Source organism: Mycolicibacterium moriokaense (assembly GCF_010726085.1).
GTDB classification, from domain to species: domain Bacteria; phylum Actinomycetota; class Actinomycetes; order Mycobacteriales; family Mycobacteriaceae; genus Mycobacterium; species Mycobacterium moriokaense.
The window spans coordinates 5,706,615-5,731,515 of record NZ_AP022560.1 but is presented as its reverse complement, the minus strand read 5'-3'; the positions used below and the strand labels follow the sequence as shown (position 1 = coordinate 5,731,515).

20 protein-coding genes are annotated in these 24,901 nt (G+C 66.6%); 5 read left to right on the top strand and 15 right to left on the bottom strand.

The genetic code is table 11. The features are described from left to right. Nucleotide 1: 1 nt before the first annotated feature. The 8 genes from G6N43_RS27895 to G6N43_RS27860 form a co-directional block, all read right to left on the bottom strand. On the bottom strand, nt 2-1,468 hold the full coding sequence (locus tag G6N43_RS27895; RefSeq protein ID WP_083157838.1) for an APC family permease: 1,467 nt from the start codon (nt 1,466-1,468) through the stop codon (nt 2-4). Further along, nucleotides 1,465-3,051 (bottom strand): MFS transporter, encoded by a 1,587-nt coding sequence (locus G6N43_RS27890; protein WP_083157837.1) that lies wholly within the window; start codon nt 3,049-3,051, stop codon nt 1,465-1,467. Before G6N43_RS27890 ends, G6N43_RS27895 begins: the two co-directional genes overlap by 4 nt. 32 nt (nt 3,052-3,083) lie before the next feature. Next, the gene (locus tag G6N43_RS27885; RefSeq protein WP_163658243.1) at nt 3,084-3,410 is read right to left on the bottom strand and encodes a hypothetical protein; all 327 of its coding nucleotides are present in this window, start codon (nt 3,408-3,410) and stop codon (nt 3,084-3,086) included. Nucleotides 3,411-3,543: 133 nt separating this feature from the next. Next, complete coding sequence (locus G6N43_RS27880; RefSeq protein ID WP_083157790.1) at nt 3,544-5,166, bottom strand: helix-turn-helix transcriptional regulator; 1,623 nt, start codon at nt 5,164-5,166, stop codon at nt 3,544-3,546. Between the two features lie 51 nt (nt 5,167-5,217). Next, on the bottom strand, nt 5,218-6,015 hold the full coding sequence (locus G6N43_RS27875; RefSeq protein WP_083157791.1) for an SDR family NAD(P)-dependent oxidoreductase: 798 nt from the start codon (nt 6,013-6,015) through the stop codon (nt 5,218-5,220). Between the two features lie 4 nt (nt 6,016-6,019). After that, complete coding sequence (locus tag G6N43_RS27870) at nt 6,020-6,496, bottom strand: PNPOx family protein (protein WP_083157792.1); 477 nt, start codon at nt 6,494-6,496, stop codon at nt 6,020-6,022. A gap of 46 nt (nt 6,497-6,542) precedes the next feature. Further along, nucleotides 6,543-6,929, bottom strand: a complete 387-nt coding sequence (locus G6N43_RS27865) for a DUF2237 family protein (protein WP_083157798.1) — start codon at nt 6,927-6,929, stop codon at nt 6,543-6,545. Nucleotides 6,930-6,966: 37 nt separating this feature from the next. Beyond that, complete coding sequence (locus G6N43_RS27860) at nt 6,967-9,339, bottom strand: lysylphosphatidylglycerol synthase transmembrane domain-containing protein (RefSeq protein ID WP_083157793.1); 2,373 nt, start codon at nt 9,337-9,339, stop codon at nt 6,967-6,969. Nucleotides 9,340-9,480: 141 nt separating this feature from the next. Between G6N43_RS27860 and G6N43_RS27855 the strand changes: the two genes are divergently transcribed. Beyond that, nucleotides 9,481-10,809 carry a cytochrome P450 gene (locus G6N43_RS27855; RefSeq protein WP_083157794.1) on the top strand — a complete coding sequence of 443 codons (1,329 nt, stop codon included), beginning with the start codon at nt 9,481-9,483 and terminating at the stop codon, nt 10,807-10,809. 90 nt (nt 10,810-10,899) lie between these two features. Here G6N43_RS27855 and G6N43_RS27850 read toward each other — a convergent pair whose 3' ends face one another. Genes G6N43_RS27850 through G6N43_RS27835 form a run of 4 tightly spaced genes read right to left on the bottom strand, consistent with a single transcriptional unit; the run spans nt 10,900 to nt 15,775 of the window. Next, the gene (locus G6N43_RS27850; RefSeq protein ID WP_083157795.1) at nt 10,900-11,916 is read right to left on the bottom strand and encodes an NAD(P)/FAD-dependent oxidoreductase; all 1,017 of its coding nucleotides are present in this window, start codon (nt 11,914-11,916) and stop codon (nt 10,900-10,902) included. Next, the gene (locus tag G6N43_RS27845; protein WP_083157796.1) at nt 11,913-12,425 is read right to left on the bottom strand and encodes an isoprenylcysteine carboxyl methyltransferase family protein; all 513 of its coding nucleotides are present in this window, start codon (nt 12,423-12,425) and stop codon (nt 11,913-11,915) included. Before G6N43_RS27845 ends, G6N43_RS27850 begins: the two co-directional genes overlap by 4 nt. Before the next feature lies 1 nt (nt 12,426). Then, complete coding sequence (locus G6N43_RS27840; protein WP_234810348.1) at nt 12,427-13,485, bottom strand: type III polyketide synthase; 1,059 nt, start codon at nt 13,483-13,485, stop codon at nt 12,427-12,429. Nucleotides 13,486-13,525: 40 nt separating this feature from the next. After that, a complete protein-coding gene (locus G6N43_RS27835) occupies nt 13,526-15,775 on the bottom strand; it encodes an MMPL family transporter (RefSeq protein ID WP_083157799.1) in 2,250 nt (749 codons plus the stop codon). Nucleotides 15,776-15,988: 213 nt separating this feature from the next. On the opposite strand from G6N43_RS27835, the gene stpK7 reads away from it, so the two are divergent. Together stpK7 and G6N43_RS27825 are read left to right on the top strand one after the other, a co-directional pair. After that, entirely contained in the window at nt 15,989-17,791 is a 1,803-nt protein-coding gene (stpK7, locus tag G6N43_RS27830) for a serine/threonine protein kinase StpK7 (RefSeq protein ID WP_163658241.1), read from the top strand. A 100-nt stretch (nt 17,792-17,891) separates the two neighbouring features. Next, the gene (locus G6N43_RS27825) at nt 17,892-18,836 is read left to right on the top strand and encodes a serine hydrolase (RefSeq protein ID WP_179967937.1); all 945 of its coding nucleotides are present in this window, start codon (nt 17,892-17,894) and stop codon (nt 18,834-18,836) included. On the opposite strand, the gene G6N43_RS27820 is transcribed toward G6N43_RS27825, so the two are convergent. Next, on the bottom strand, nt 18,830-20,374 hold the full coding sequence (locus tag G6N43_RS27820) for a serine/threonine-protein kinase (protein ID WP_163658239.1): 1,545 nt from the start codon (nt 20,372-20,374) through the stop codon (nt 18,830-18,832). The two genes, G6N43_RS27825 and G6N43_RS27820, sit on opposite strands and share 7 nt — an antisense overlap. A 169-nt stretch (nt 20,375-20,543) precedes the next feature. Here G6N43_RS27820 and G6N43_RS27815 point away from each other — a divergent pair, with 169 nt between their 5' ends. Both G6N43_RS27815 and G6N43_RS30790 read left to right on the top strand, forming a co-directional pair. Beyond that, entirely contained in the window at nt 20,544-21,989 is a 1,446-nt protein-coding gene (locus G6N43_RS27815) for a neutral zinc metallopeptidase (protein WP_083157337.1), read from the top strand. Next, nucleotides 21,986-22,570 carry a DUF4333 domain-containing protein gene (locus tag G6N43_RS30790; protein WP_234810305.1) on the top strand — a complete coding sequence of 195 codons (585 nt, stop codon included), beginning with the start codon at nt 21,986-21,988 and terminating at the stop codon, nt 22,568-22,570. The genes G6N43_RS27815 and G6N43_RS30790 overlap by 4 nt, the downstream gene beginning before the upstream one ends. Before the next feature lie 6 nt (nt 22,571-22,576). Here G6N43_RS30790 and G6N43_RS27805 read toward each other — a convergent pair whose 3' ends face one another. Both G6N43_RS27805 and G6N43_RS27800 read right to left on the bottom strand, forming a co-directional pair. Further along, nucleotides 22,577-23,269 carry a peptidoglycan recognition protein family protein gene (locus G6N43_RS27805; RefSeq protein ID WP_083157339.1) on the bottom strand — a complete coding sequence of 231 codons (693 nt, stop codon included), beginning with the start codon at nt 23,267-23,269 and terminating at the stop codon, nt 22,577-22,579. Between the two features lie 154 nt (nt 23,270-23,423). Next, nucleotides 23,424-24,773, bottom strand: a complete 1,350-nt coding sequence (locus tag G6N43_RS27800; protein ID WP_083157340.1) for a glycoside hydrolase family 183 protein — start codon at nt 24,771-24,773, stop codon at nt 23,424-23,426. Nucleotides 24,774-24,901: the final 128 nt, after the last annotated feature.

The window sequence follows — 24,901 nt, the reverse complement described above, 5'->3', positions numbered from 1 at the left end:
CTCAGTGCTTGAACATTTCGGTGTCACCCGGCTCGGTCTCCAGGATGTCCCGGTTGAACTTCCACAACTTGAAGAAGTAGAGCCCGCCGATGATGAACAACCCGACCACGACCAGGGTGGGGACCCGCGCTGACGGGGGTGCCATGATGACGAAAATCGCGATGGCCGACCAGATCAAAGCGCTGACCGCAACGGGCATTTCGAACCGCCCGAGATCGAATGCGCCCTCCACGCGGTCCAATCGTTTGCGCACCGACAGATAGAGAACGATGGTCGCGCCGTAAAGAAGAGGCCCGAGAATCGTGCCGGTGGTGATCAACGCCAGCAACGCGTCACCGGGCATCACGGCCATCAGCAGGATCCCCAAGACGACCACCAGGATCGTCGCGGGAATCGGCGTTTGGGTGCGGGGGTTGACGCGTCGCATCAACCCGTGCGCGGGAAATCGGGAGTCACGCGCCATCGCGTAGACGATTCGCGAGCAGGTGGCCAGGGTTACCAAGCCGGCACCGAAGAACGCGAAGACGATTGCGGTGAGCAGGATGCTCTCGGTGACGGGGCCCAACTGGTCGCGCAGAATCAATACGACGGGTGAATCGCTCTCGCTGATCCGCGTCACGTCATCGATCGCGATCGTGAGCGAGATCAGGAATATCAGCCCCAGCACCGACGCCGCGACGACCGAGCCGACGACCGCGCGGGGGACGGTGCGGTAGGGGTCCTTGGCTTCCTCGGCGAGGTTGGCCGCGGCATCGAAACCGACGAGAGTGGTCATGCCCAGGACCGTCGCGAGCATCAATCCGCCGCCGATGGCGAAGTAATTCGGAGCGCCCTCGGTGATCCCTCGTGACACGAGGTTGTGGACGGACCCCTTACCGGAAACCATCACGGCCACAAAAAGTGCGATGGTCAAGATGATCACCAGCGACAGCTCCAGGCCCACCGCACCGCTGTTGATCATCGCCAACAGGCGAGTCGACGCGACGACGATCAACGCCTCGACGATCATCAGCACCACCGTGATGATGCGCGCCGTGCCTTCGTTCTCGGGGATGCCAAGCAGCGGCATCAGGGCCATTTGGGCAAGCGCGTTGTTGATGGCCACCACGCCCGCCGCCAGGATGCAGAAGTTGGCCCACCCGAACCACCAGCCGACCTTCGGGTTGGCCAGTCGCGAACCCCATTGGTACGACGAGCCGCTCAGCGGGATGCGGGCGGCGAACTGCGCGATCACGAGCGCCACGAGCGTCTGCCCGATGGCCACGACGATCCAGAGCCAGATCCCGACCGGTCCCGCGTTCTTCAGGACGTCGTCGTAGGTACCGAAAACGCCGACCGCCACCGAGATGAATGCGAACGAGATCGCGAACACTTGGAATTGGCCGAGAGTTCGCTTCAGTTCGGGTTCGTAACCGCAGTCCTCACAGAATTCATCGGCGTCCGGCTTCTCGGGCGAAAGCTGTGTCATTTCGGTGCCTCCTGCCGCCCCGATGGGCACTCTAGCTGGGCGGATGTGCATGTATTCATGTTTTTTACCTTTCCGACAGTTACTGCGGCGGGGTGATCAATCTCCGGCGCCGAGCGTGGTTTCAGCAGGAACCACACTGCGGCCGACGACGCCAACAGCAGAAGCGAACCGACACCGGCCGCTACGGCGAGACCTTCGGTGAAGGCGCTCTGCGCGGATGTCAGCAGCGCGTGAGCCTTCTCGGGCGGCAGCGTGGCTGCCGAATTATGCGCAGCACCAAGGGTTTCCCTCGCATACGACGCCACGTCGTCATGGATGCCCTGTGGAATCGTGAGCCCACGGTAAACGGCCGCGATGATGGACCCGAGGAGGGCGATGCCCAGTGCCATGCCCAACTCGTAGGCGGTTTCCGAGAGGGCCGCCGCTGCACCGGTTCGCTCCGGCGGGACGCTGCCGATGATGAGGTCGTTGGCCACCGTGTACGCCAGGCCGAGGCCGACGCCGACAAAGAACAGGGCGACGCCGAGCCGGGGGTAACCGGTGGCGGGGCTGATGGTTGTCAACGACGCCATCGCGAAACCGATGACCGCCAACCCGGTGGTGAGCACCGCGCGCCGGGACCAGAAGCGGACGGCCACACCGGCCGACACACCGAACACCATCGCGGCCACCGCGGCGGGTAGTTCGGCGAGGCCGGCGTTCAGCGGGCTGTACCCATTCACCAGTTGGAAGTACTGGGACAGGAAGTACACCACGCCCGAAAGGCCCAGTATCGAAAGCAGGTTGGCGGTGACGACACCGGTGAAGGTGCGGTTGCAGAACAGCCGGATGTCAATCAGCGGGTCGGGCAGCTGTAGCTGGCGTCGGACGAACAGAGTCATCGCTGCGGCCCCGACCAGGCCGGCCGCCACGATGTCGATGCGAATCCCGTTGTGGACGCCTTCCTTGAGGGCGTAGACGAGGCCGAGGGTTCCGACGAGCGACAGACCGACACTGGGCAGGTCGACCGGTCCGGGTGTGGGGTTGCGCATTTCCGGCAACAGCACGGCGCCGCCGACAAGTATGACGGCGATCACCGGGACATTGATCAAAAAGACTGAGCCCCACCAGAAGTGCTCGAGCAGGAGCCCACCGACGACGGGACCCAGTGCGGTGCCTGCCGAGAAGACGGCCGCCCAGATGCCCACGGCGACGCTGCGTTCACGTGAGTCGGAGAACAGGGCGCGGATGAGCGCGAGGGTCGACGGAGCCAGGGTCGCTCCGGCGACTGCGAGCAGGGCGCGCGCCCCGATGAGCAGCTCGGCGTTCGGTGCGTACGCAGTCGCCACCGACATGATCGCGAAGCCGATTGCACCACCGAGCAACAGCTTCTTGTGACCGATGCGGTCACCGAGACCACCCATCGTGACGAGCAGACCGGCCAGCACAAATGAGTAGATGTCGCCGATCCACAGCACCTGGGTGGCGGTCGCGCCGAGGTCTTTGGTGATGAACGGGACCGCCACCGCCAGCACGGTGGCGTCGACACCGATCAGCAGGACGCCCAGCGCGAGCACGCCGAGCGCCGACCACCTGCGTGTCATGACCGTTTACTCCGTCTCGGCGGTTGTGGTGGTTAGGCGTTGGGTGGGCAGTAGGCGTCGACGTAGACGGTGACCAGGGCGTTGGTGTTGCCGTGGTGCTGGTGGCGTTCCTGGTGGGTGGAGATGATCGAGCACTTGGTCAGCGGGGCGTCGGAGGTGGTGTTGACGGTGACGCGGAAGCCCTGGTCTTTGAAGTCGAGGATGGTGTCTTGGGCGGTGGGGACCGAGGGGGCCGCGCCGTCGATGGAGGCGGGGTCGGCGTCGGCGTGCGCGGCGGCGGCCAGGCCAATGGCCAGGGCGGTCATCATCGGGGCGGCCAGGGCGGCCAGGGCGATCTTGGTGGTTGCGGTGGTGGTCATGATGTCCCTGCTTTCGGTGGTCTGTTCCGGGGTGAACCGGCTGATCACAAAGCTATGGACCTCATATAGGCCCCAACATCGGGAGAAAGATGCGTTTGCTACACCACTTATGGGTCAAATGATGCAGACGCGGTCAGGCGGTCGGCAGCACCTTGTTCTCGTGGGCCCACGCCGCGGCGGCCGTGCGGGACGAGACGTCGAGCTTGACGAAGATGTTGGCCAGGTGCCTGCCGACGGTCTTTTCGCTGATGAACAGCTGTTTTGCGACGTCGCGGTTGGATGCGCCCGACGCGATGAGCCCGAGCACCTCGACCTCGCGCTTGGTCAGCCCGCCCGGCAGCTCGGCGTCGGTTGCCTGACACGGCTGCGCACCGAGTTCACGGTAGATCGACTCGGCGTTGGCGCGATCTGCGGCGGCGCCGGCGCTGTCGCTGGCACCCTGCCGCGCCAGCGCCATCCACTCGCAGACCTGCGCCATCTCGTAGCGGCGTTGGGTGGTCCGGTATCGGCGCAGCGCCTCTTGCAGCAGGGGCAGCGCCTCAGCTGGGGTGCCCTGTTTGACGAGCACCGCGCCCCGATAGTGCAGCGCCCACGCGCGGAAGCCTGGCGAGTCGAATTTCTCGGCGCCAGCCTCGAGTTCGCGGCAGTACTGATCAGCCTCGTCGACGCGGTCGCGTGCCAGTGCGATCTCGATTACCGCGGGCAGCAGCCTGATGCGGGTGATTTCGTCTTCCTCGGCATCGATCCGCATGCGCAGGTCGTTCCATGCGCCGGCGTGGTCGCCGAGTTGGCATTTCAGCAACGCCTCACCCGGCAGCGGTTCGAACCCGATCTCCCGTGCCTTCGCGAAAGCCGCGCGGGCGCCGTCGATGTCGCCCATCCGCCGACGCAGGTCGCCGAGTTCGTAGTGTCCCTCGCCCGACGTCGGTGCGTGAAAATCCTCGATGGCGTCGAGGGCATTGATCAAGCGCTGCTCGAGCTCGCGGTAATCTGTTGTGGCGCTGAGTAATTGCCATTTATGGACCTCGCACGTGGTGCCGTACCACGTGGCGGCGACGTCCGGACCTTCACGCCATTTGTCCATCGCGTTGGTCCAGGTCTTCATGCGGTTCATATCGCCGAGCCGATAGCACTCGTGGATCACGGCGCAGTAGATGTCGCCGGCCCAGTCCACAGGAACCTGACCCGCCAGCACCGGCATCATCGCCTCATCGAGTTCGGCAAGCGCCTCGCTGGTGCGGGCGAAGGGAAGTTTCGACAGACCGCTGGCGGTCAACCCGAGCGCGGTCAGTCCTGGCGAGTTGCGCTGACGCACGAACTCCTGAAGTTCTTCGGCGCGTTGCACTCCCGCGTCGAACTCGCCGGCGATCACAGACAGCTGCGATTCCACGTACAGCAGATAGGCGAGCGCCTCGTCCTCGGGCGAGGAGTCGAGCAGCCGGCGGGCGCGGTTGATCCACACCCGGGTGATCGTCGGGTCACCGCCGTTGAGCCACTGCAGTGCGACATCGGTGGCCTTCATGGCGGCTGTTTTCGTGTCGTTCTCGGCCACCAACCGGTTGAAGGCCTCTTCGGACATCCGGATGGATTCCCTGCCGTGGCCCAGCCGCCACGCCGCCATGCCGAACGAGGAGAGGTCATCGGTGCTCAGCTCCGCGGTCTGCGCTGCACGGCCGAAATGGTCGTAGGCGGCGCGCCAATCACCACGCGAGTACGCGTCTCGCGCAGCGATCACGTCGTCATCTACTGCGGGCATGATTGAAGACGGTAATCGCAGGTAGCCGCCTAAATCACCCGAACGGCGTCATCAGCGTTTGTGCATCTGCCCGGCCGCGATCTCGGCGGTCGTCTTGGCGGCGAGACCACCGCCGAGGCGCGACGCCAGCGCGGGGGTGTTCATGGCGAACCGCGCGATCGCGCGCTGGCGCAGCGGGGCGACATCGACCTCGCCGCGGTTGCGCTCGATCGCGGTGACCACGGCGTCGCCGACCTGCTCGGGTGAGGCGGTGCCCGCGAACGGCAGCGGTGTCGCCCCCGACTCGGCGAACATGCCCGCGTCGCGGATGAACCCGGGACAGATCACCGATACGCCGACGCCGGCGGGCCGTAGGTCGTCGCGCAGACACAGCGCGAACCCGCGCAGGCCGAATTTCGTTGCGGCATAAAGTGATCCGCCAGGACTCGCCGCCTTGCCGGCCAGCGATGACACGAAGACGAAGTGGCCCGACCGTCGCATGGTGAACGTGGGGATCAATGCGCGAGTCATCTGGATCGGCGATTCGAGGTTCACCCGCAACGCCCTGTCGGTCTGATCGGAGGTGAAGCTGTCGAGCGTGCCCGACGCCGGCAGGGCTGCGTTGGCGACGAGGACGTCGATGTCGCCCGCCTCGGCCAACAGCGCGTCGCTCGCGCCGACTTCCGCGAGGTCGCTGACGATCGTGCGGTGACCTTCACCGGCCAGAGACGCCGCTAACGCGTCGAGTTCCTGCTGTTTACGTGAGCTCAGGATCAACTGCGCACCACGGGCGGCGAGCGCCGCGGCGATGGCGCGTCCGAGGCCGCCGGTGGCCCCGGTGAGCAGGACGCTCTTGTCTGAGAGGTGCATGGGACTAGCGGGGAGTGAACTTGACGGCGACGATCTTCTCGCGGGCGAGGCCCTCCTTGAACTGGTCGAGCGTCGGGATCTGGTTGTCGCGGAACTTGAGTCCCATCATCGTCTGCGCTTTCTTGACGCCGTAGGACTGCGCGCAACGATGCGCGAGGTCGGCGACGACGTCCGGGTTGGAGATGAGCTCGCCGTGCATCTTCGTCGTCTTCCCGCCGTGCACGACCTCGGCGTCGGCGCCACCGGTGAAGTTGTGCTTCCATCCCGCGTTCGCGATGGCGTACAAGTCGCCGTCGATGTGGTGTGCGCTCACCGGGATCGAGAACGGGCGCCCCGATTTGCGTCCCTTGAAATTCAAGACCATCAGCTGTTTACCCAACGGACCTGCCAGCGGGGTGCGCAGCAAGACGCGTAGCGCCGGGTTCGCCACCTTCAACAGCGTTTCGGGCGGATGGTCGGCTTTGACCGCGGGTTCTGTCATAGCGCCACGGTATTCCTGATCCGCGGCGGGCTAAAGGGTATTTCGGTTAGAGACTGCCGAGGTCGTCGGGGACGTCGACCGCGTTCTCCTGCAGCGCCGCCATCGGCACGATGTCGAGCGTGCGTTCATGAGTGGATGCCAGCACCACAGGGGCCGCACAGCCGTCGTGGTAGGCGCGCAGCCAGTTCACCGCGGTGACGCACCAGCGGTCGCCGGGTTGCAGACCGGGGAAGCGGTATTGCGGCATCGGGGTCGACAGGTCGTTGCCGATGGAGCGTTGGTGTTCGAGGAACTCGGCGGTGACCACGGCACAGATCGTGTGCCTGCCGACGTCTTGGGGGCCGGTCGAGCAGCAGCCGTCACGGTAGAAACCGGTCATTGGGTCGGTGCCGCAGGGCTCCAACGCCGCGCCGAGGACGTTGAGTTCACGCACCCGCACAGTATGCCGCTGCGGCTGCCGATCCGTGCATCTAGATCAGTGAGTTCTTCGTCATCCAGCGCATCACCTGCCACCCGACGAACACCGGCAGCCAGGTCGTCAGCACCCGGTACAGCAGCACCGACGGAACGGCGACCGCCGCGGCCATCCCGAACGCGGCCAGACCACCGATCAGCGCGGCCTCCACGGCGCCGACGCCGCCGGGCGTGGGTGCTGCGGACGCCAGCGTGCCGCCGACCATCGTCACGACCGTGACGGTGATGAACGACGTGTCGCCACCGAACGCCTCGATCGCCGCCCACAGCGCGAACGCATTACCGAGAGTGGTTGCCGCACAACCGAGCACGATCACCGCGAGGCGTTTGGGTTCGCGGCCCAGCTCGATGAGGTGGCCGACGACCTCCTCCAGCCGCGGTCGCACCGACGTGGCCAGCCAGCGTCGTAACCTGGGCACCAGCAGGAACGTGCCGATCAGGCCGAGCAGCAGGCCGGCCGCCAGATACAGGATGTTGACGCTCGGCACGAAGCGAGAAAGGTTGGCGGACACTCCCGCTGCCGTGCTGAAGAAGATCAGCAGGATGATGTGGGTGATCACCTGAACCGACTGTTGCAGTGCGACGGCGGTCGTCGCGCGCATCGGGGTGACGCCGCCCTTCTGCAGATACCTGGCGCTGAGCGCGAGGCCCCCGACACCCGCAGGCGTGGTGGTGGCGGCGAACTTGTTGGCCACCTGCATCACGATCAGGCCCCACAGGCCGACCACACCGTCGGCGGCTGCCCACAGTGCCGCTGCCGCACCGATATACGTCAACCCCGACGCCGCCAGCCCCAGCAGCGCCCACCACCAGTTCGCGCTGCGCAACTCGGTGAGGAACGTCGGCACCGAGCTGATGAACGGATACGCGACGTACACCAGCGCGATCAGCAACACCAGTTGGATCAACTGACTGCGAGTGAAACGGGTGACAGTCTCGGTGCGGATCTCGTCGACGCGGGTCTGCCGCTTCACCTCCTCGCGCGCGGCGGCGATCACGGCCTTCGGATCGACCACGGACTGCCGGATGCGCAGCGGCACAGCCGCATTCGTGAGACGCCGCGATGCCGTCAACACCGTGTTCTTGCCGAAGGCGTCGATGGCGGCGCGCACCGCGGACGGCGCGTCGTAAAGATGCGTCGTCGTCACCAGCAGCTGCGCGATGTCGGACCGCAGTTGCGCCTCGGTGGCGCCGTACTCGGCGGTGTCGAATCCGCCGAACAGCACCGTGTCATCGACGGTGATCTCGCTGGCGCGAAGGTCTCCGTGCGAGATCTGACAGTCGTGGAGTTCGCGCAGCGATTCCCAGACCCGGCTGACGGGGATGGCCGCTGTGCAGTCGCCGATCGGCGTACCGCGGGCGGGGGTGTGGGCGTACAGCGTCCAGCCGCGTTCGAGCCCGGCGACGGCGATCGTGGCGATGTTGGCGACCTTGAGTTGGCCGATCGCGATGGCCATCAGCGCGCGATGCTCGACGAGGCGGCGCATCGACGCGTGCAGGGGCGCGGTCTCGCGGTCGCGGAAGCGCACCTTGCGCCACAGCTGCAGGAGCACGCCGCCGCCGCGTTGGTGCGGGCCGTACATCTCCATCACGGCCGTCGTCTGCTGGTTCTCGCACGCGGCCTGCAGGATCAGCGGCCCGGCGCCCGACGGCCGCAGCACCTTGAGCTCGTAGACGATGCAGCCGCGGCGGGCCATCGCGCGCACCGCCCCCTCCAGCGGCACGTCGAGCCCGGGGGTGCCGACGACGAGCACGACCAGCGCGCCGACGAACCAGCCGACGGCCAGCCCGACCAACGAGCGTGCGGGGACGATCGCGCTGATGACGAGATGTATCGGGACGAACGCCAGCAGCAGCGCCCACCACCAGCGTCGCCACCGCGCGGGCAGCCACGGCCCCGACACCGTCAGCACGGCGGCCAGCATCGCGATCCAGCGCGGATCGTCGACGAACTGCGAGGGCAGCGTGTCGAGGCGATCGGAGAGGTCGAAGTGCCACTGTGGGGCGGCAAAGCCCGCATTGGTGATCGACAGCGCCAACCCGGCGATTGCGGCCGCCGCGGCATACGCGCCGAGCAGCTTCCACTGCCGGCCCACGATGAGGCTGACCAGGATGACGAACGGCGCCGCCAGGATCAAGACGCCGTATGCGAGGTACACCAGGTTGGCCTGGGTCGGGGTGAGGACGGCGACGATCTCGGAGATCGACCGCTCGAGCGCCACCCACTCGTTGCGGGTGATCACGGAGCTGGTGACGACGACCGCGAGGAACACCGCGGACAGGACCACGCGGAAGATGTCGTTGGTCCGGCGGGTCAACGGTTGCAACAGGCTGCCCGAGACGGTGATGTCCCGTCCGTCAACTCGCATGTATCAAGGATCTTTCGGAAGCGGCGGGTCAGTGTGCGACTCGCCGACACCTTAGCCGTCTGTGTCTCGCCCACCTGTTCGCGGCGACCGAAACCGCCGAACTTATTGCCCACGGTGGTCCCGCGACGTACCGTATTAGGCATGAGTCTAACAACGCGGGACGGCCTGCCCCCTGGGCCCAAGGTGCCCAGCGCGATACAGACGTTGGTGATGTTGGGGTGGTGGGCGCCGTTCGTGGCGGCCTGTCGGCGCAGGTACGGCAAGGTGTTCACGCTGCGGAACACGATGATGGGCGAGATGGTCTATCTGGCCGACCCGGACGCCATCAAGACGGTGTTCGCCGGCGACCCGCGGATCTTCCATGCGGGCGAAGCCAATTCGATGCTGGGCGGACTGCTCGGGGACACCTCGGTGCTGGTCATCGATGACGACGTCCATCGCGACCGCCGACGGATGATGATGGGGCCGTTCCATCGCGACGCCGTCGCGCGCCAGGCCGACCTGATGGCACAGATCGCGGCCGAGAACATCGCGGGCTGGCCGGTCGGACGGCCGTTCGAGGTGGCCCCGAAGACGTCCGAGATCACGCTCGAGGTCATTCTGCGGACGGTGATCGGCGCCAGCGACCCGGCGCGGCTGTCGGCGCTGCGCGATGTGATGCCCCGCCTGCTGCGTGTGGGTCCGTGGGAGTCGTTGGCGATCGCGAAACCGAGCCTGCTCGGACGACGGCCGTGGCGGCGGTTCAAGCAGACGATGGAGCAGGCCGATCGACTGCTGTACGCCGAGATCGCCGAACGCCGCGCCGATCCGAACCTCGCCGAGCGCACCGACGCGCTGGCGATGCTGGTCCAGGCGGGCGGGATGAGCGACAAGGAGCTGCGCGACCAGCTGATCACCCTGCTGGTCGCCGGCCACGACACCACCGCCACCGGGCTGGCGTGGTCGCTGGAGCGGTTGACCCGCCATCCGTCGATCCTGGCGAAGGCGGTCGCCGCGGCCGAAGCGGGCGATGACGAGTACCTCGACGCGATCGCCAAGGAGACGCTGCGCATCCGTCCGGTGGTGCCCGATGTCGGTCGCATTCTCAAGGAGCCCGTCGAGGTGGCGGGGTATCGACTGCCGGCCGGGGTGATGGTGGTGCCGAGCATCCTGGCGGTGCACGCCGATCCGGAGGTTTACCCGGATCCGAACAAGTTCGATCCCGACCGGATGGTGGGGGCGACGCTGAGCCCGACGACGTGGTTCCCATTCGGCGGCGGTAATCGACGCTGTCTCGGCGCGGGGTTCGCGATGGTGGAGATGCGGATCGTGCTGCGCGAGATCCTGCGTCGCGTCGAACTGAGCACCGCCAACGCGCCTGGGGAGAAAACGAAGCTCAAGCACGTCATCATGACGCCGGCGCGTGGCGCGCGGATCACGGTGCGGGCGGCCAAAAAGGTTGAGCCCGAGGTGCCGTCGGCGAGTCGCTGACGCGGTTCCTTCGCCGTCTCGCCGAATCTGAGGTTGTGCACGCGGTTACGCAGGAGTTGGCTGCATAGGTTCAGATTCGGGGGCGACGCGTCACTCGGCAAGCTGGTTCACGACGCCGGCGAACACCGTCGGCAGCGCCGCGGCCGCGGGCACGATGCGCTTGCGCAGCACCGTCGACTCGCTCGCCCGCAGCACCGCGGCCGTCAGCAGCCGATACCGTCGCGACATCCGCTGCCACTGCCGCTCGTAATCACCCGGCCGGTCGGCGATCACGCTTTGCACCAACAACTCCGCCCCGCCGAAGGCGATGCCCAGCCCTTCACCGGTCAGCGCGTCGACATAACCCGCCGCGTCACCCACCAGCAGTACCCGACCCGCGACACGGCTGCGGACCTTCTGCCGCAACGGGCCCGCGGCCATGTCGTGTCCGTGCGGGTGACCGCTGACCCGCTCTGAGAGTGCCCCGAACTCACGCAGATGATCGTCGAACGAGCCCCGGTTCGACGACAGGATCGCGATGCCCACACAGTCGTCGGCCACCGGTGTCACGTACGCCTCCGCGCCCGAAGTCCAGTGCACCTCGACGCGATCCGTCCACGGCGCGATCTGGACATGCCGCCGGATGCCCCACCGCCGCGGGCCACGGGTCGCCGACTCGAGGCCCAGCAATCGGCGGGTCGGCGAATGCAGACCGTCGGCGGCCGCCAGGTACCGCGCCCGCAAGCCGCCCGCCGACACCGACGTCTCATCCTGCGTCACGGCACCGATGTCGCTCTGCACGACCTCGACTCCAGCTGCGGCCACCGCGTCCAAAAGCGCTGTGTGCAAACATGTCCGCCGCACACCGAGTCCGGCGCCTGAGCGGAACGTGGCACTGACTTCCCGCGATCTGTCCAGGTACCGGATGCCGACGAACTCCCTGCCGGGCGGTGACACCCCGAGCCGTTGCAGCTGCCGAACCGTGTGCGGCATCAACCCCTCGCCGCACGCCTTGTCGATGGCCCCGGCACGCCGTTCGACCACGACGACCGAGAGCCCCGCGCGCGCCCCGTGCAATGCAGTGGCCAGGCCCGCCGGTCCACCGCCCGCGACGAGAAGGTCGATCACGTCAGGGATTCCAGCGCGGCGTTCTCGACCCGGATCCGCCGCCGCAGCAGCGCAGCATCGAGCACCGAGAACACCAGCGCGGTCAGCCACCCCGAATGCACCAGCGGCAACGCCGCACCCTCGGCCACCACGGCCACGTAATTCGGATGTGGCACAACCCGATACGGTCCACCAGTCACCCGTTGCGCACCGGGGACGACGACCACCCTGGTGTTCCACTGCCTGCCCAGCGTGGCGATGCACCACCAGCGCAGCCCCTGCGCGAGCGCCACCACCGCCAGCATCGGCCAGCCCAGCCAACCGACGAACCGGCGGCGCAACAGTGCGGCCTCGGCGAGACATCCGGCCAACAACCCGGTGTGCAGGGCGACCATCGCGGGGTAGTGCCGAGCCCCGTACTCACGGCCACCCTGCGCCCGACTCCACACCAGATTACGTTGCGAGACCACCAGTTCCGCGACCCGCTCAGCCGCGACCGCGCCGATCACCAGAACGTAAAACCGCTTCACGTCAGTGCCAGCGCAGCAGCACGAGCTCGGAGCAGAACCCCGGACCCATCGCCATCAACACCCCGGGGCTGCCCTTCGGCGGCCGCTTTGCAATGGTGTCGCGCAGCACGTGCAGCACCGACGCCGACGACAGGTTGCCGACCGCGGCCAGCGACCGCCACGTCAGCTCCAGCGCATCCTCGGGCAGGTCGAGCGCCTCGGTGATCGACTCGATGATCTTCGGGCCGCCGGGATGGCTCACCCACGCGCCGACATCGTCGACGCTGAGCCCGTGCGCCCCAAGAAAATTGGTGACGTCGTCACCGACATACCGCTCGATGACCGCAGGCAGGTCCGGCGAGAGCACCAGCTTCATCCCGTTCGCACCGACGTCCCAACCCATCGTGCGCAGCGAGTCGGGATAGAGGTGGCTGCGGGTGTCGACGATGTCGGGACCGGACGCGTTGATCTGCTCGGCACGACGGTCACCGACGGCAACCACCGCCGCGGCGCCGTCGCCGAACAGTGCACTGCCGACCAGCGTGGCCATCGACGGATCGGCCCGTTGCGTCAGCGAGCACAACTCCACCGACACCAGCACCGCGACGTCGTCGGGTGCGCCCCGCAGATAGTCGTGCAACCGAGCCACGCCCGCCGCCCCTGCAACACAACCCAATCCGAAGATCGGCACCCGCCGCACGTCGGGCCGCATGCCCAGCCGACCGGCGATGCGCGCGTCCAACGACGGCACCGCGATACCGGTGACCGTCGTCGACACGATGAGGTCGACGTCCTCGGGTGTCAGACCCGCCTCGTCGAGCGCCCCCAGCACAGCGGCGCACCCGAGATCGACGGCATGCTTGATGAAGGTGTCGTTGAGATCGCCGAAATCGGTGAGGCCCACGTAGTCTTCGAAAGGCAACACGAAGTGGCGGCTGTCGACCTTCGCACTCTTGTGCAGGCTGTGCAGCACATCGGTGAACGCTTCCCAGCCCCCGAGCTCGATGAGCGCGTCGGTGATCTCGCGTTGGCTGTAGCGGTGTGGCGGCAGCTCGCCGTGCACACCCGCGATGACGCTCACGAGACCCATGCCCGGTAAACGCCCCCGGTTACTGAAATCTTCATCTGACTCGCCCTTCCACTCGGCGTTTCTGCGGCTCACCTTCGGTGAGCCCGATACGGTCATGCAGCCGGACCAGTGGTTTGGGCGCCCACCAGTTCCACCGGCCCAACACCTGCATGAACGCCGGTACCAACACCATTCGCACCAGGGTCGCGTCGACCAGCACGGCGACGGTCAGACCCAGCCCGAACAGCCGCATCACCTGAACCTGGGCCGCGATGAGCGCGGCGAACGAGATCGACATGATCAGCGCGGCCGCGGTCACCACCCGCCCGGTGCGCGCCACCCCGAGGGCGACGCTCTCGCTGTTGTCGGCGTTGGTGCGGCTCGACGCCAGCCAGTACTCGCGGATTCGCGAGATGAGGAACACCTCATAGTCCATCGACAACCCGAACGCGATACAGAACAGCAACACGGGCATGTTCGCGACCAGCGTGCCCGTCGACGTCGTCCCCAGCGCGCCCAGATGCCCGTCCTGGAAGATCCACACCATCGAGCCGAACGCGGCCGTCAGCGATAAGACGTTGCACACCACGGCTTTCAGCGGCAGCACCACGCTGCCGGTCAGCAGGAACAGCAGCGCGAACGTGATGACCGCGATCAGCCCGAGCACCAGCGGCAGGCGATTCGTGATGGCCTCGACGCTGTCGTGGTTGATCTGGGCGGTGCCCGTCATCTCAACGGCGCGGCCCTCGGGTCCGGGTACCTGGTGCAACCGGTCGAGTTGGGTTTCCGAGCTGTCGGAGAACAGCGGTGCGCTGCTGCCGACGGTCAGGAATGCGCTGCCGTCGGCGACGCCGGTGGCCGCCGCGGGGGGACCGACCTTGGCGCCGTGGACAAATGTGCCGTCCGGTGCGGATACCTGCGTCACGTCGGGCACCTGCGACAGTGCGGCGGCGTAGCCGTCGAGGTCCGCGGACGGTAACCCACGCGCGTCGGGTATCACGACGGTGACCGCGGTTTCGGAGTTGTTGACGAAGTCGTTGCGCAGCTGGTCGCCGACCTCGTGCGCGGAAAGGGAATTCGGCAGCACCCGGTCATCAGGGAATCCCCAGCGGACGCCCAGGAACGGTGCACCGAGCAGCACGAGCAGCGCGACGACGGCGAGCCCGATCGGGATGGCGCGCGCCATCACGAATTTCGTTGAGCGATACCAGAACTGCTGCTCGACGGGTCGGTGCACCGGTTCGGGTCGCTTGAACACCCGTCGCGCCAGCCGGCGTACATCGAGCGCATCGAGCCGGTCGCCCAGCAGAACGATGGCCGCGGGGGTCACGATGACGGCGGCGGCCGCGGCGAACGCGACCGTCGCGACACCCGCGTACGCGAACGACTTCAGGAAATGCATTGGGAACAGGACCATCACGGCCATCGACAGCGCGACCGTCGTCGCCGAGAACAGCACCGTGCGCCCTGCGGTGACCATGGTGCGCACCAGCGCGGTCTCTCGATCGGCGCCGTCGGCCAGCTCGTCGCGGTAGCGGCTGATGATCAGCAGCGTGTAGTCGATCGCCAGCGCCAACCCCATCGCGGTCGTCAGGTTCAGCGCGAAGATCGACACGTCGGTGCCGAACGTGATGAGCCGCAACACCGAAAGCGAGCCCAGGATCGCGAGAACGCCGACGCCCACCGGCAGCGCGGCGGCCAGCAGCCCGCCGAACACCCAGACCAGCACCAGGAAGCTGAACGGAATCGCGAGCGACTCCATCAACAGCAGATCGCGCTGGGACTGCTCGGTGAGCTGAACGTTCACCATCGCGACACCGCCCGCCCGCACGGTCACGCCGTCGCGGGTCCCGGTGACCTCACTGGCCAGCGTCTTGGCGTACTTCTGGGTGTCGTTCTCGTTGCCTCTGATGCCGGCGACGATCAGGCCGGACCTACCGTCCTTGCTCACCAGTTCCTGCGCCGTACCCGGCGCTGCGGTCCACGCTGAGGTCACATTCGCGACGTGGGGCGATCGCTTCAGCTGATCCACGACGTCCAGACCCACCTCGCGGGCGGGCCCGGTGACGGCGTCGTTCTCGCCGGTGACTGTGAGCACCATCTGGACGTCGCCCTGGCCGAACTTCTGGGTCAGCAACTCGGTGGCCCTGGACGACTCCGCGGTGGGGTCTTGAAATCCGCTCGAGGACAGGGTTTCGGCGACCGGAATGCCGAAAATGCCTGCCGCAACCGCCACCAACACGGCGACCGCAATGATGCGGCGCGGTGCCGAAAGGGCCGTCAGGGCGATTCGTTGCAGCAAGTTCATCCTCCGGAGCGACGCTGACAGCGCCCTAAACATCCCACGTGAGTGGCTGGTCAGCTGCACGAGCGTCTTGTATATATACGTTTCCGGCGGCCGATTTGTTCACCGCGTATGTGACGAGTCGGTGACAACAATTAAGACTTTCTGGCAAACCTGATGTAGTTTCGAGCGACACAGCGACGCGGGGGCCCGCTGCCGAGGAGTTAAACGGTGGATCCGACACCATTCGGGCACTATCAGCTGCAGCAGCTGATCGGCCGTGGGGGAATGGGCGAGGTCTACCGGGCCTACGACACCAAGACCGACCGGATAGTCGCGGTCAAGGTGCTGCCGCCGAACATGGCGGCCGACGAGACGTTCCAGGTGCGGTTCCGGCGCGAATCACAGGCCGCCGCCGGACTCAATGACCCGCACGTCGTGCCGATTCACAGCTTCGGTGAGATCGACGGCCGTCTCTACCTCGATATGCGGCTGATCGAGGGACGCAATCTCGGCACCATCCTCAACGAGACGAAAAAGCCGCTGAGCGCCGAGTTTTCGGTGAAGGTGGTCGAGCAGGTCGCAACGGCGCTGGACGCCGCACACGCCGCGGGGCTGATCCATCGCGACGTGAAACCGTCGAACATCCTCATCACCGACCGCGACTTCGTCTACCTGATCGACTTCGGCCTGGCCCGTACCGCAGGCGAAGTCGGGCTGACGACGGCGGGCAGCACGCTGGGAACGATGGCCTACATGGCCCCCGAGCGGTTCGAGGGCAAGCCCGTCGACCCGACGTCGGACATCTACGCGCTGACATGCGTGCTCTACGAATGCCTCACCGGTGCGCGGCCGTATCCGGCGCAGAGCCTCGAACAGCAGATCGCCGGACACATGACCCAGCCCATTCCACAGCCGTCGGCGGTGGATCCCACACTCGCGGCGTTCGACGACGTGATCGCGAAGGGCATGGCCAAGAACCCGTCGAAGCGGTATCAGACCGCGGGCGAATTGGCCGCTGCCGCACGGCGAGCCCTGAACGCGCCGGTGCGGATGGCCGGCAGCGGACGGCATTCGGCGCGACGGGCCGCCTCGACCGATCGACGGGTGTCCGCGCGCACGATCGCCGTCGCCGTCGCGGTGGCCGTGCTGCTGGTGGCCGGCGGCATCGGCGTCTGGCAGTGGCGCGGCGGGAGCGAGCGTGCCGAGCCCGAGAGAGTCGCGGAGAGCACGTCGACGGCGACACCGCAACCGGCGCCCGGCGCGGTCGAGTCGATCGCGGCGACGGTGCCCGAGGACATCCGGTCGACCGGGCGGTTGATCATCGGCGTGAATGTGCCCTATGCCCCAAACGAATTCAAAGATGCCAGCGGCGCGATCGTCGGCTTCGACGTCGATCTGATGAATGCGATCACCCGGGTCCTGGGGCTGGTGCCGGACTATCGGGAGACCGCGTTCGAGGCAATCATTCCGTCGGTGCGCGGCGGCGACTTCAACGTGGGGATGTCGTCGTTCACCGACACCAAGGAGCGTGAAGAGGCTGTCGACTTCGTCACGTACTTCGAGGCGGGCACGCTGTGGGCGCAACGACCCGGTGTCGAGGTGGACCCGAACAACGCGTGCGGTTTGACGGTCGGCGTGGCGTATCCGTCGCTGCAGGAGTCGGAGGAGATTCCGGCCAAGAGCGGGGCGTGTGAAGGGGCGGGACAGCCGCCCATCAACAAGAAGGTGTTCGTCAGCCAGGACGATCTCAACGCCGCCCTGATCAACGGGGAAGTCGATGCGATGTCGGCGGATTCGCCGGTGACGCTGTTCGCGATCAAGACCTCCGGCGGTGCGCTGGAGCCCGCGGGTGAGGTGTTCGACTCTGCGCCCTACGGGTGGCCCGTGGCCAAGGGGTCGGGCTTGGCGGAACCGCTGTTGAAGGCGCTCGAGCACCTGATGCAGACCGGCGAGTACCGGACGATTGCGACGATGTGGGGCGTCGAGAAGGGCATGGTCCTCACGCCGACCATCAACGGGGCGACCAAGTGATGCGCGCTGCCTGACGTTTGTCGGCGGTGATGGCATTGTTATCAACAGCGCGCCGCCTTGCTGCGCGGAGTCCGTCCCGTCGGCGGTGATACTGGGGGAGATGGCCACGACGACCAACAGCCGACCCGTCCCGGGTTCGAGGGACACCCGACCGAAGAGAAATCGACCTCTTCTGCTGCTTGTGCTCGCCGCGTTGGCGATCGGCATCGTCGGCGGCGGTTTCGTCATCGGGAGCAATCTCCGGTCGGCGCCGACGTCGACGGAGACCAGTGCGCCCGCGCAGCCGACGACCGCACTCCCGTCGCCCGCACCTAGTGTTCCCGTTGATACCAACCCGTTCGCCGCCGAGTTCGCCTCACTGGCCGCCGAACTCAACGCGGAGGCCGGCATCGTCGTCCGGCCGGTGGGTGCAGGACCGGCACCGGTGACAGCGGGCTCGTGGACGACGGGGCCCGCATGGTCGACGATCAAGGTGCCGCTCGCGATCGCCGGGCTGCGCGAGAGCGATCCGCCGGTGGTGACCGACGCGATGCGCGCGGCCATCACACAGTCGGATAACGATGCGGCCGAAGCGATCTGGGCGAGTCTCGGTGATCCGACCGTTGCGGCGCAGAGGGTTCAGGCGGTGTTGGCGGCGACAGGTGACCCGACGGTCGTCGAATCACGAAAGGTCAGGCCGGAATTCAGCGCCTTCGGCCAGACGATCTGGTCGCTGACCGATCAGGCGACGTTTCTGTCCGCTTCTGTATGCGACCTCCAAGACCAGCCGATCATGGATCTGATGGGGGACATCGCGCCCGATCAGCGTTGGGGGCTCGGCAGGATCGATGGCGCGAAATTCAAAGGTGGCTGGGGTCCGTCGCCCGAGGGCAACTACTTGGTCCGGCAGTTCGGCGTCATTCCGGTTGACGACGGCTTGGCGGTGGTCGCCGTCGCGGTCGAGCCGAGGTCGGGTTCACTGGAGGACGGCTCGCAGGCGTTGACGCGGGTCGCGACCTGGCTGCAGGAACACAGCGCGCTGCTGCCGGCGGGTCGCTGTCAGTAGAGGTAGACGACGGCGTCCTTGCCGCCTGTGCAGGTGATGTATGCATTACCGGGGCGTGCTTGGCAGTCCATGATGAAATTCGGCCCGTCACAGGGGATCCCGCCTGGTAGCGAGCGACAGTCGACGGCACCGGGAGCCGACACCTGCCGAAGGTCACGGCTGGCATCGCCGTAGGTCTGCCAATACGCGTGGAGCACATTCTCGGTGAAGAGGCAGGATGTGTCGGCCGAACCCCTGCGCGCATGAGTGCCGACGTCGTTGCGGCCGGGCAGCGAGTAGTCGCCGGTGCAGCTCTGGGGGTTCGCGCTGGTGTCGTTGCCGACCAGCGGTGGCGGTGGTGGCGAGCCCACGGACAGCGGAGTTTCCGTGGGTTTCGGGCTCGGACTCTTGCTGTCGCGGTTGGTGGGCCGCGGATCTGGGGTATCCGGCGCGGTGGCCACCGGCGGGGGATCGTCGTTGGCGAGCAATCCGATGACGATCCCGATGCCGCCTAGGGCCAGGACCGCGACGACCCCGATGACGGCCGGTATCAACCACTTGCGCGGGGTCGAAGCGGGTGCAGGAGGCGGGGCCGGGCTGTACGACGGGTAGGCCGGTTGCGGGGAAGCGATATCGGCCGGCCGCACGACGGTCGGGCCGCTGAATGGGTAATTGGGGGCAGGCGGGGACGGCGGATTCGGGGGTCTCGGTTGCCGCTCGATCACGGTGTCGGCCTGCAGCGCGCGTTGTGCCGCTCGCCCCAGCGCGCCGCAGCTGCCGTAGCGGTCGTCGGGCTCTTTGGCCATACCGCGGGCGATGACCTCGTCGAAGGCCGGCGACAGGTTCCGGTTCGCGAGGCTGGGCTGCGGTGGCGGCGAGAACAGGTGTGCCGTCATGACCACCTCGAGGCTGCCCGATTGGAATGGCGCGACGCCGGTGAGGCATTCGTAGAGGACACACGCCAGTGCGTACACGTCGACCGCGGGCGTGGCGTCCTGGTTGCGGAACCGTTCCGGGGCCATGTAGGCGAACGTGCCGATGTGCATTCCCGTTGCCGTCAACCCGCTGTCGCCCTTGGCTTCTGCGATGCCGAAGTCGACGAGATAGGGGAAGTCCGACGGCGTGACGATGATGTTCTGCGGCTTGACGTCTCGATGGATCAGCCGCGCCTCATGCGCTGCGTCGAGAGCCGCGGCGACTCCGTTGACGATCTGCACAGCGCGCGAAGCGGAAAGCGGCCCGTCGGCAAGCACCTCCTGCAGCGTCCGACCGTCGACGAGCCGCATGTCGATGTAGGGATGGCCGTCGATCTCACCCCAGTCGTGGATCGGAATCACGTGTGGTTCTTGAAGAACGGCGGCCGCCCGCGACTCACGCTGGAAACGCGTCCTGAACTTCTCGTCCTGCCAGTACTGCTCCGCGAGGATCTTCAGCGCGACCGTCCGGCCTTTCCTCGTGTCCTCCGCTCGGTACACCTCTCCCATACCGCCCCGGCCGATAAGGCCGGTCAGCCGGTAATGGCCGAACATCTGGCCGACACGTGCGCTACCTGACGCCACGTTGATCTCCCTCCTTGAAGACGAGTATCCCCAGCCCGCAGGAGCGGTGCGAGGGGTTATGAGGATGTGGTGGCCGCCCCGATGGGTTGTTCGGCTATTCGCCCTGCTGAAATGGGCCGAACGCGGCAGAGTTGGGAGAGAATGTGGCACCTGTGAGGGGTAATTGCGAGTGAACGACGTGGTGACCGGTCGCGGCCGCAACGGAGCAGCCCGGTTGGGGCTCGTGGTGGCCTGCGTGGCGTTGCTGTTGGCGGGATGCACGCCGACGGTGGTCAACGGGCGGGCGACGTCGATGCTCTTCAACCCTGACCGGGTCGGCGGCCTGCCGGTGACCGAGGGGCCCAGTGGCCCGCGGCCGAATGCACCCGCGCCCGAGGGCACCGTCGAGATGACCGACAACGGACCGATGGACAAGCTGGCGCTGTTGTCGGTCAACGACATTCAGGAATTCTGGGCGAAGAACTACGAAAAATATCTGCCCGGTGAGTTCGTCCCGGTGGCCACGCTCATCTCCTACGATTCGGACGACCCGTCGACCCCGCCGCTGTGCGGGTCGGAGATGTATCAGGCTCCGAACGCCGCGTTCTGCTACAACCTGAACACGATGATCTGGGACCGCGGCATCTTTCTGCCCGTCGCGCAGCAGTACTTCGGTGACATGGGTGTCGTCGGCGTGATTGCACACGAGTACGGACACGCGCTGCAGTGGATGGCCGGGCTGGCCGACCTCGATACACCCGGTCTGGTCAGGGAACAGCAGGCCGACTGCTTCGCCGGGGTCTACCTGCATTGGGTGGCGGCCGGCGATTCGCCACGATTCACATTGAGTACCGGCGACGGTCTCAACCATGTGCTCGCCGGCGTGATCTACATTCGCGACCGGCTCGAAGGTGGGCCTGCGGAGGATCCGCACGGTTCGGCGCTCGACCGGGTCAGCGCGTTTCAGTTGGGCTTCACCGGCGGCGCGGACCAGTGCGCCGCGATCGACATGGACGAGATCATCAGGCGGCAGGGTGATCTGCCCGAGCACGTGACGTCCGGATACGAAACGACGCTGGACAGCCCGATCAACGACGACACATTGTCGAAGTTGATGGATGTCTTGAAGACGACGTTCGAGCCCGTCTCGCCGCCGACGCTGACGACCGACCGCGTCGACTGCACCGGCGCGACGATCACCGAACCGACGGCCTACTGTCCCGATTCCAACAAGATCTTTGTCGACATGCCCGCGCTGCAGGCCGCTGGTGCGACCAAGAACGAGGACGAGGACGAGGTTCTGGTGCAAGGCGACAACACCGCGTTGTCGATGGTGACGTCCCGCTACACGCTGGCGTTGCAGAAGGAGCGCGGCGTCAGGATAAACACACCCGTATCAGCCTTGCGCACAGCGTGTTTGACGGGTGTGGCGCAGGGACGGATGACCGCCGAGGACGGCGCCGACTTCGTCCTGTCGCCGGGGGACACCGATGAAGCGGTGGCGGGGCTGTTGACGAACGGCATGGTCGCCAGCGACGTCAACGGCGTCTCGGCGCCTGCGGGTTTCACGCGGATTCTTGCGTATCGCCTCGGGCTTTCCAGCGGAGTCGACGAGTGCTTCGAGCGGTTCTCATGACGCGCCCGCCGGGACAGGGTCAGGGTCAGGGCGATCCGTGGTGGGTGCGTCCAGGTGGTGCTCCGCCGCAGGGTAGGCCCGCGTATCCGCCGCCGCAGCAGCCGCGTCAGCCGTATCCGCCGCAGGGGTATCCGCCGCCGCGGCCGTCATACCCGCCGCATCAGCAGCCTGGGTGGCACCAGCCGCAGACTCAGCAGCCGTACTGGCAGCAGCAACCGCCCACGCGTCCGGCGCCTCCGAAGCCGGCGCGCGGACCGATGATCGCCGGTGCGATCGTCGCCATCGTCGTGCTTGGCGGACTGGCTCTGCTTGGCGGGCTGTGGTTCTCGGGAAGCTTGGGCAGCGGAACGGTTCTCGATGTCGCGCAGGCTGAGGCCGGGGTGAAGCAGATCCTCAGCGATCCGATCAACGGCTATGGCGCGAACGAGGTTTCGGCGGTCAGGTGCAATGACGGCAAGAATCCGAAAGTCAAACAGGGCGAAGGCTTCACCTGCGATGTGACCATCAACGGTGCCAAACGCAGAGTCCAGGTGGTCTTCCGAGATGACGCCGGGACGTTCGAGGTCGACGGGCCTCGATAGGCGCGCCTACCGCAGACCCGCCTCGATCTCTCTGACGATCTCGTCCGCCTCGGGCCCGCAGACCGTCGGCAGAGCTACGGGGCCTGCGGCCAGCAGACTGTCCACCCGGTTCTGGAGGTCGCCGGACGCGACGTGGTCGTAGAGACTTGCGCCAGGACATGTCGTTTTGGGAGCGAAGTCCCGATGCCCCGCCAATGTGCCGGTGGGTATGCCGAATTGTTGCGCAGCCCAGGCGAATACCAACGCCGTCCCGTTCAGTTGGTCCTCCGACACCGCCTCCTTGTCGAAGTCGCCCTCGCAGACGACGAGGAAGTGACCGGTCGGGTCGTAGGTGGTCGCGGTATCGCCGACGAGATGCGGGTCGCGCAGCTGGTAGATGTTCCCGTTGCGGTCGACGCTGTAGTGGTAGGCGATGTCGATCCACCCCTGCGTGTCCTGGTGGTAATGCTGATGTTGGCGGAGTCGAGCCGGCGCGTTGGCGTTGTTGCCCAGAACCACCTCGGTGTGGTGCAGCGTCATAAGGCTGAGGGGATTGGGCGCACCACCAGGACGGGGCGGTTGCGCACCCCAGGCATCCCGGCACAAGACCACAGGGTTCACCGTCGCCGCTGCCGTGGGCTGGCTCAAGCAGGTCAGCGCCAATCCCGCGGCTCCCAACTGCAGCAGTCGGCGACGGGACACGTGCGGAACTACGTCCATGACTGCACGATATGTAACCGATTCACTCCTATGCGCGAGATTCACACCACGGCTGTGGTCAGACTCGAACAGCCATGGTGTGAATGTCGCCCATAGGGCTGCAAACAAGCTATGCCCGGCGCCTCCCCGACACCGGGCATAGCTGTGTACTGCCTTACGGCAGAACGGTTCTCATCAGCATCACGTTGTACGCCGACCACAGCGACACGTTGTAGTACAACTCCTTACCCGTCGACCACGGATGCAGGAACGGCGCATAGATACCACCGGGGAACTGCATCGACGGCACCAGCAGCCGCTCCGGGCTCCACGGCCCCTGCGGCGCGGGTGCGGTCCGCATGACCATGTCGTTCGCGCCGTTGCCGTAGAGCACCAGGTACTGCTTGAGATAGGTGTTGAACTGCGCCGACATCTCGCTTACCGGCCCCGGGATCACCGGCGTCGCTGCCGCTGGATCCCCCGGCACCCAGGAGTTCGAATCACCGTTCCAGTACTCGTACCTGCGAGGGTCGGGGATGCCCGCCGGCAGCACCCGCGAGATGTATGCGGAGCCCCCACGCCCCGAGGGGGTGCCGAAGGAGTAGATGTAGGGATCTCCAGGCCCGGGTTTGAGGAACGCTCCCTGCTGGAAGTTCTCGTTGCCCGGCACGTAGCGCGCCCGCTGCACGTTGTTGGGCGCGGCCGGGCGCACGGAGTCCGGATACACGCCCCAGCGCTCACCGTTGTCGGGCGAGACCGCGATCGCCGAGAAGTTCGTCGTCCACCGGCCGTCGCTGTCCCAGTTCTTGATCGACATGAAGTTGATGTACTGCTTGCCGCCCACCGAGATGCCCGCCGTCGGGATGATGCCCTTCTCTGTCGGCGCCCACCTGATGCTGTTGATGATCTGCTTCGAAAGGCCCTGCGCCCACAGCGGTGAACTCGACGCCGCCACGGTGTTGGTCAGCGTGCCGTCGCGGCTGCGCATCAACACGTTGTAGCGCCACTGTTGGCCGCGCACACTGCAGTAGCCGTAGGTGTCGCCGAACGCCATCAACACTTCGCCATTGCCGTTGTCCCACATGATGCCGAGGTCGGTCCCGGTGATGGCGAACCGCTTGACCGTGTCGTTCGGGCTTTCCGGCCCGGTCACCCAGCCGACGAGGGAGGTGCCCGGCGGCGACGGCGCCGGTGGCGCCGGCGGATTGACGGGGTTCGCATCGGGAACCGGTCGCGCCGGGTCGGGGACGACCGCGGCCTGCTGCTCGATCTGCCCGGAGCGCGGGATCTGGCCCAGGTGGGGCAGCGGGGCGCCGTCATTCGTGCCGGTCGGCCGTTGACCCCGCGGTCGACCGTCGCCGGGCAGGTCCGGCGTCTCGCCGGTGTTCGCCGTCGTCGGAGGTTGAATGGCCGCGGCGGGACCCGTGCACGGTGCGGCGAACGCGGATGGCAGGACACCCATCGCGACGGTCAGTGCGGTGGCCGAGGCAACCGAAGCCGTTGCGATGAGAAGTCGCGGCGACATGTCACACCTTTCAGGGGCACGACGTCGCAAAAGACGTCTTTGGGGGCTGATGTGACCATAGTGATCAGTGGGGTTTTTGTGACTACTGGTACCCGGATGGATATGCTTCCGTGACCGTGTCGCAACCA

Excerpts from the sequence above, each read along its gene's own strand:
- G6N43_RS27895 (WP_083157838.1), bottom strand. The coding sequence starts at position 1,468 with ATGACACAGCTTTCGCCCGAGAAGCCGGACGCCGATGAATTCTGTGAG.
- G6N43_RS27890 (WP_083157837.1), bottom strand. The coding sequence starts at position 3,051 with ATGACACGCAGGTGGTCGGCGCTCGGCGTGCTCGCGCTGGGCGTCCTG.
- G6N43_RS27885 (WP_163658243.1), bottom strand. The coding sequence starts at position 3,410 with ATGACCACCACCGCAACCACCAAGATCGCCCTGGCCGCCCTGGCCGCC.
- G6N43_RS27880 (WP_083157790.1), bottom strand. The coding sequence starts at position 5,166 with ATGCCCGCAGTAGATGACGACGTGATCGCTGCGCGAGACGCGTACTCG.
- G6N43_RS27875 (WP_083157791.1), bottom strand. The coding sequence starts at position 6,015 with ATGCACCTCTCAGACAAGAGCGTCCTGCTCACCGGGGCCACCGGCGGC.
- G6N43_RS27870 (WP_083157792.1), bottom strand. The coding sequence starts at position 6,496 with ATGACAGAACCCGCGGTCAAAGCCGACCATCCGCCCGAAACGCTGTTG.
- G6N43_RS27860 (WP_083157793.1), bottom strand. The coding sequence starts at position 9,339 with ATGCGAGTTGACGGACGGGACATCACCGTCTCGGGCAGCCTGTTGCAA.
- G6N43_RS27855 (WP_083157794.1), top strand. The coding sequence starts at position 9,481 with ATGAGTCTAACAACGCGGGACGGCCTGCCCCCTGGGCCCAAGGTGCCC.
- G6N43_RS27825 (WP_179967937.1), top strand. The coding sequence starts at position 17,892 with ATGGCCACGACGACCAACAGCCGACCCGTCCCGGGTTCGAGGGACACC.
- G6N43_RS30790 (WP_234810305.1), top strand. The coding sequence starts at position 21,986 with ATGACGCGCCCGCCGGGACAGGGTCAGGGTCAGGGCGATCCGTGGTGG.
- G6N43_RS27805 (WP_083157339.1), bottom strand. The coding sequence starts at position 23,269 with ATGGACGTAGTTCCGCACGTGTCCCGTCGCCGACTGCTGCAGTTGGGA.
- G6N43_RS27800 (WP_083157340.1), bottom strand. The coding sequence starts at position 24,773 with ATGTCGCCGCGACTTCTCATCGCAACGGCTTCGGTTGCCTCGGCCACC.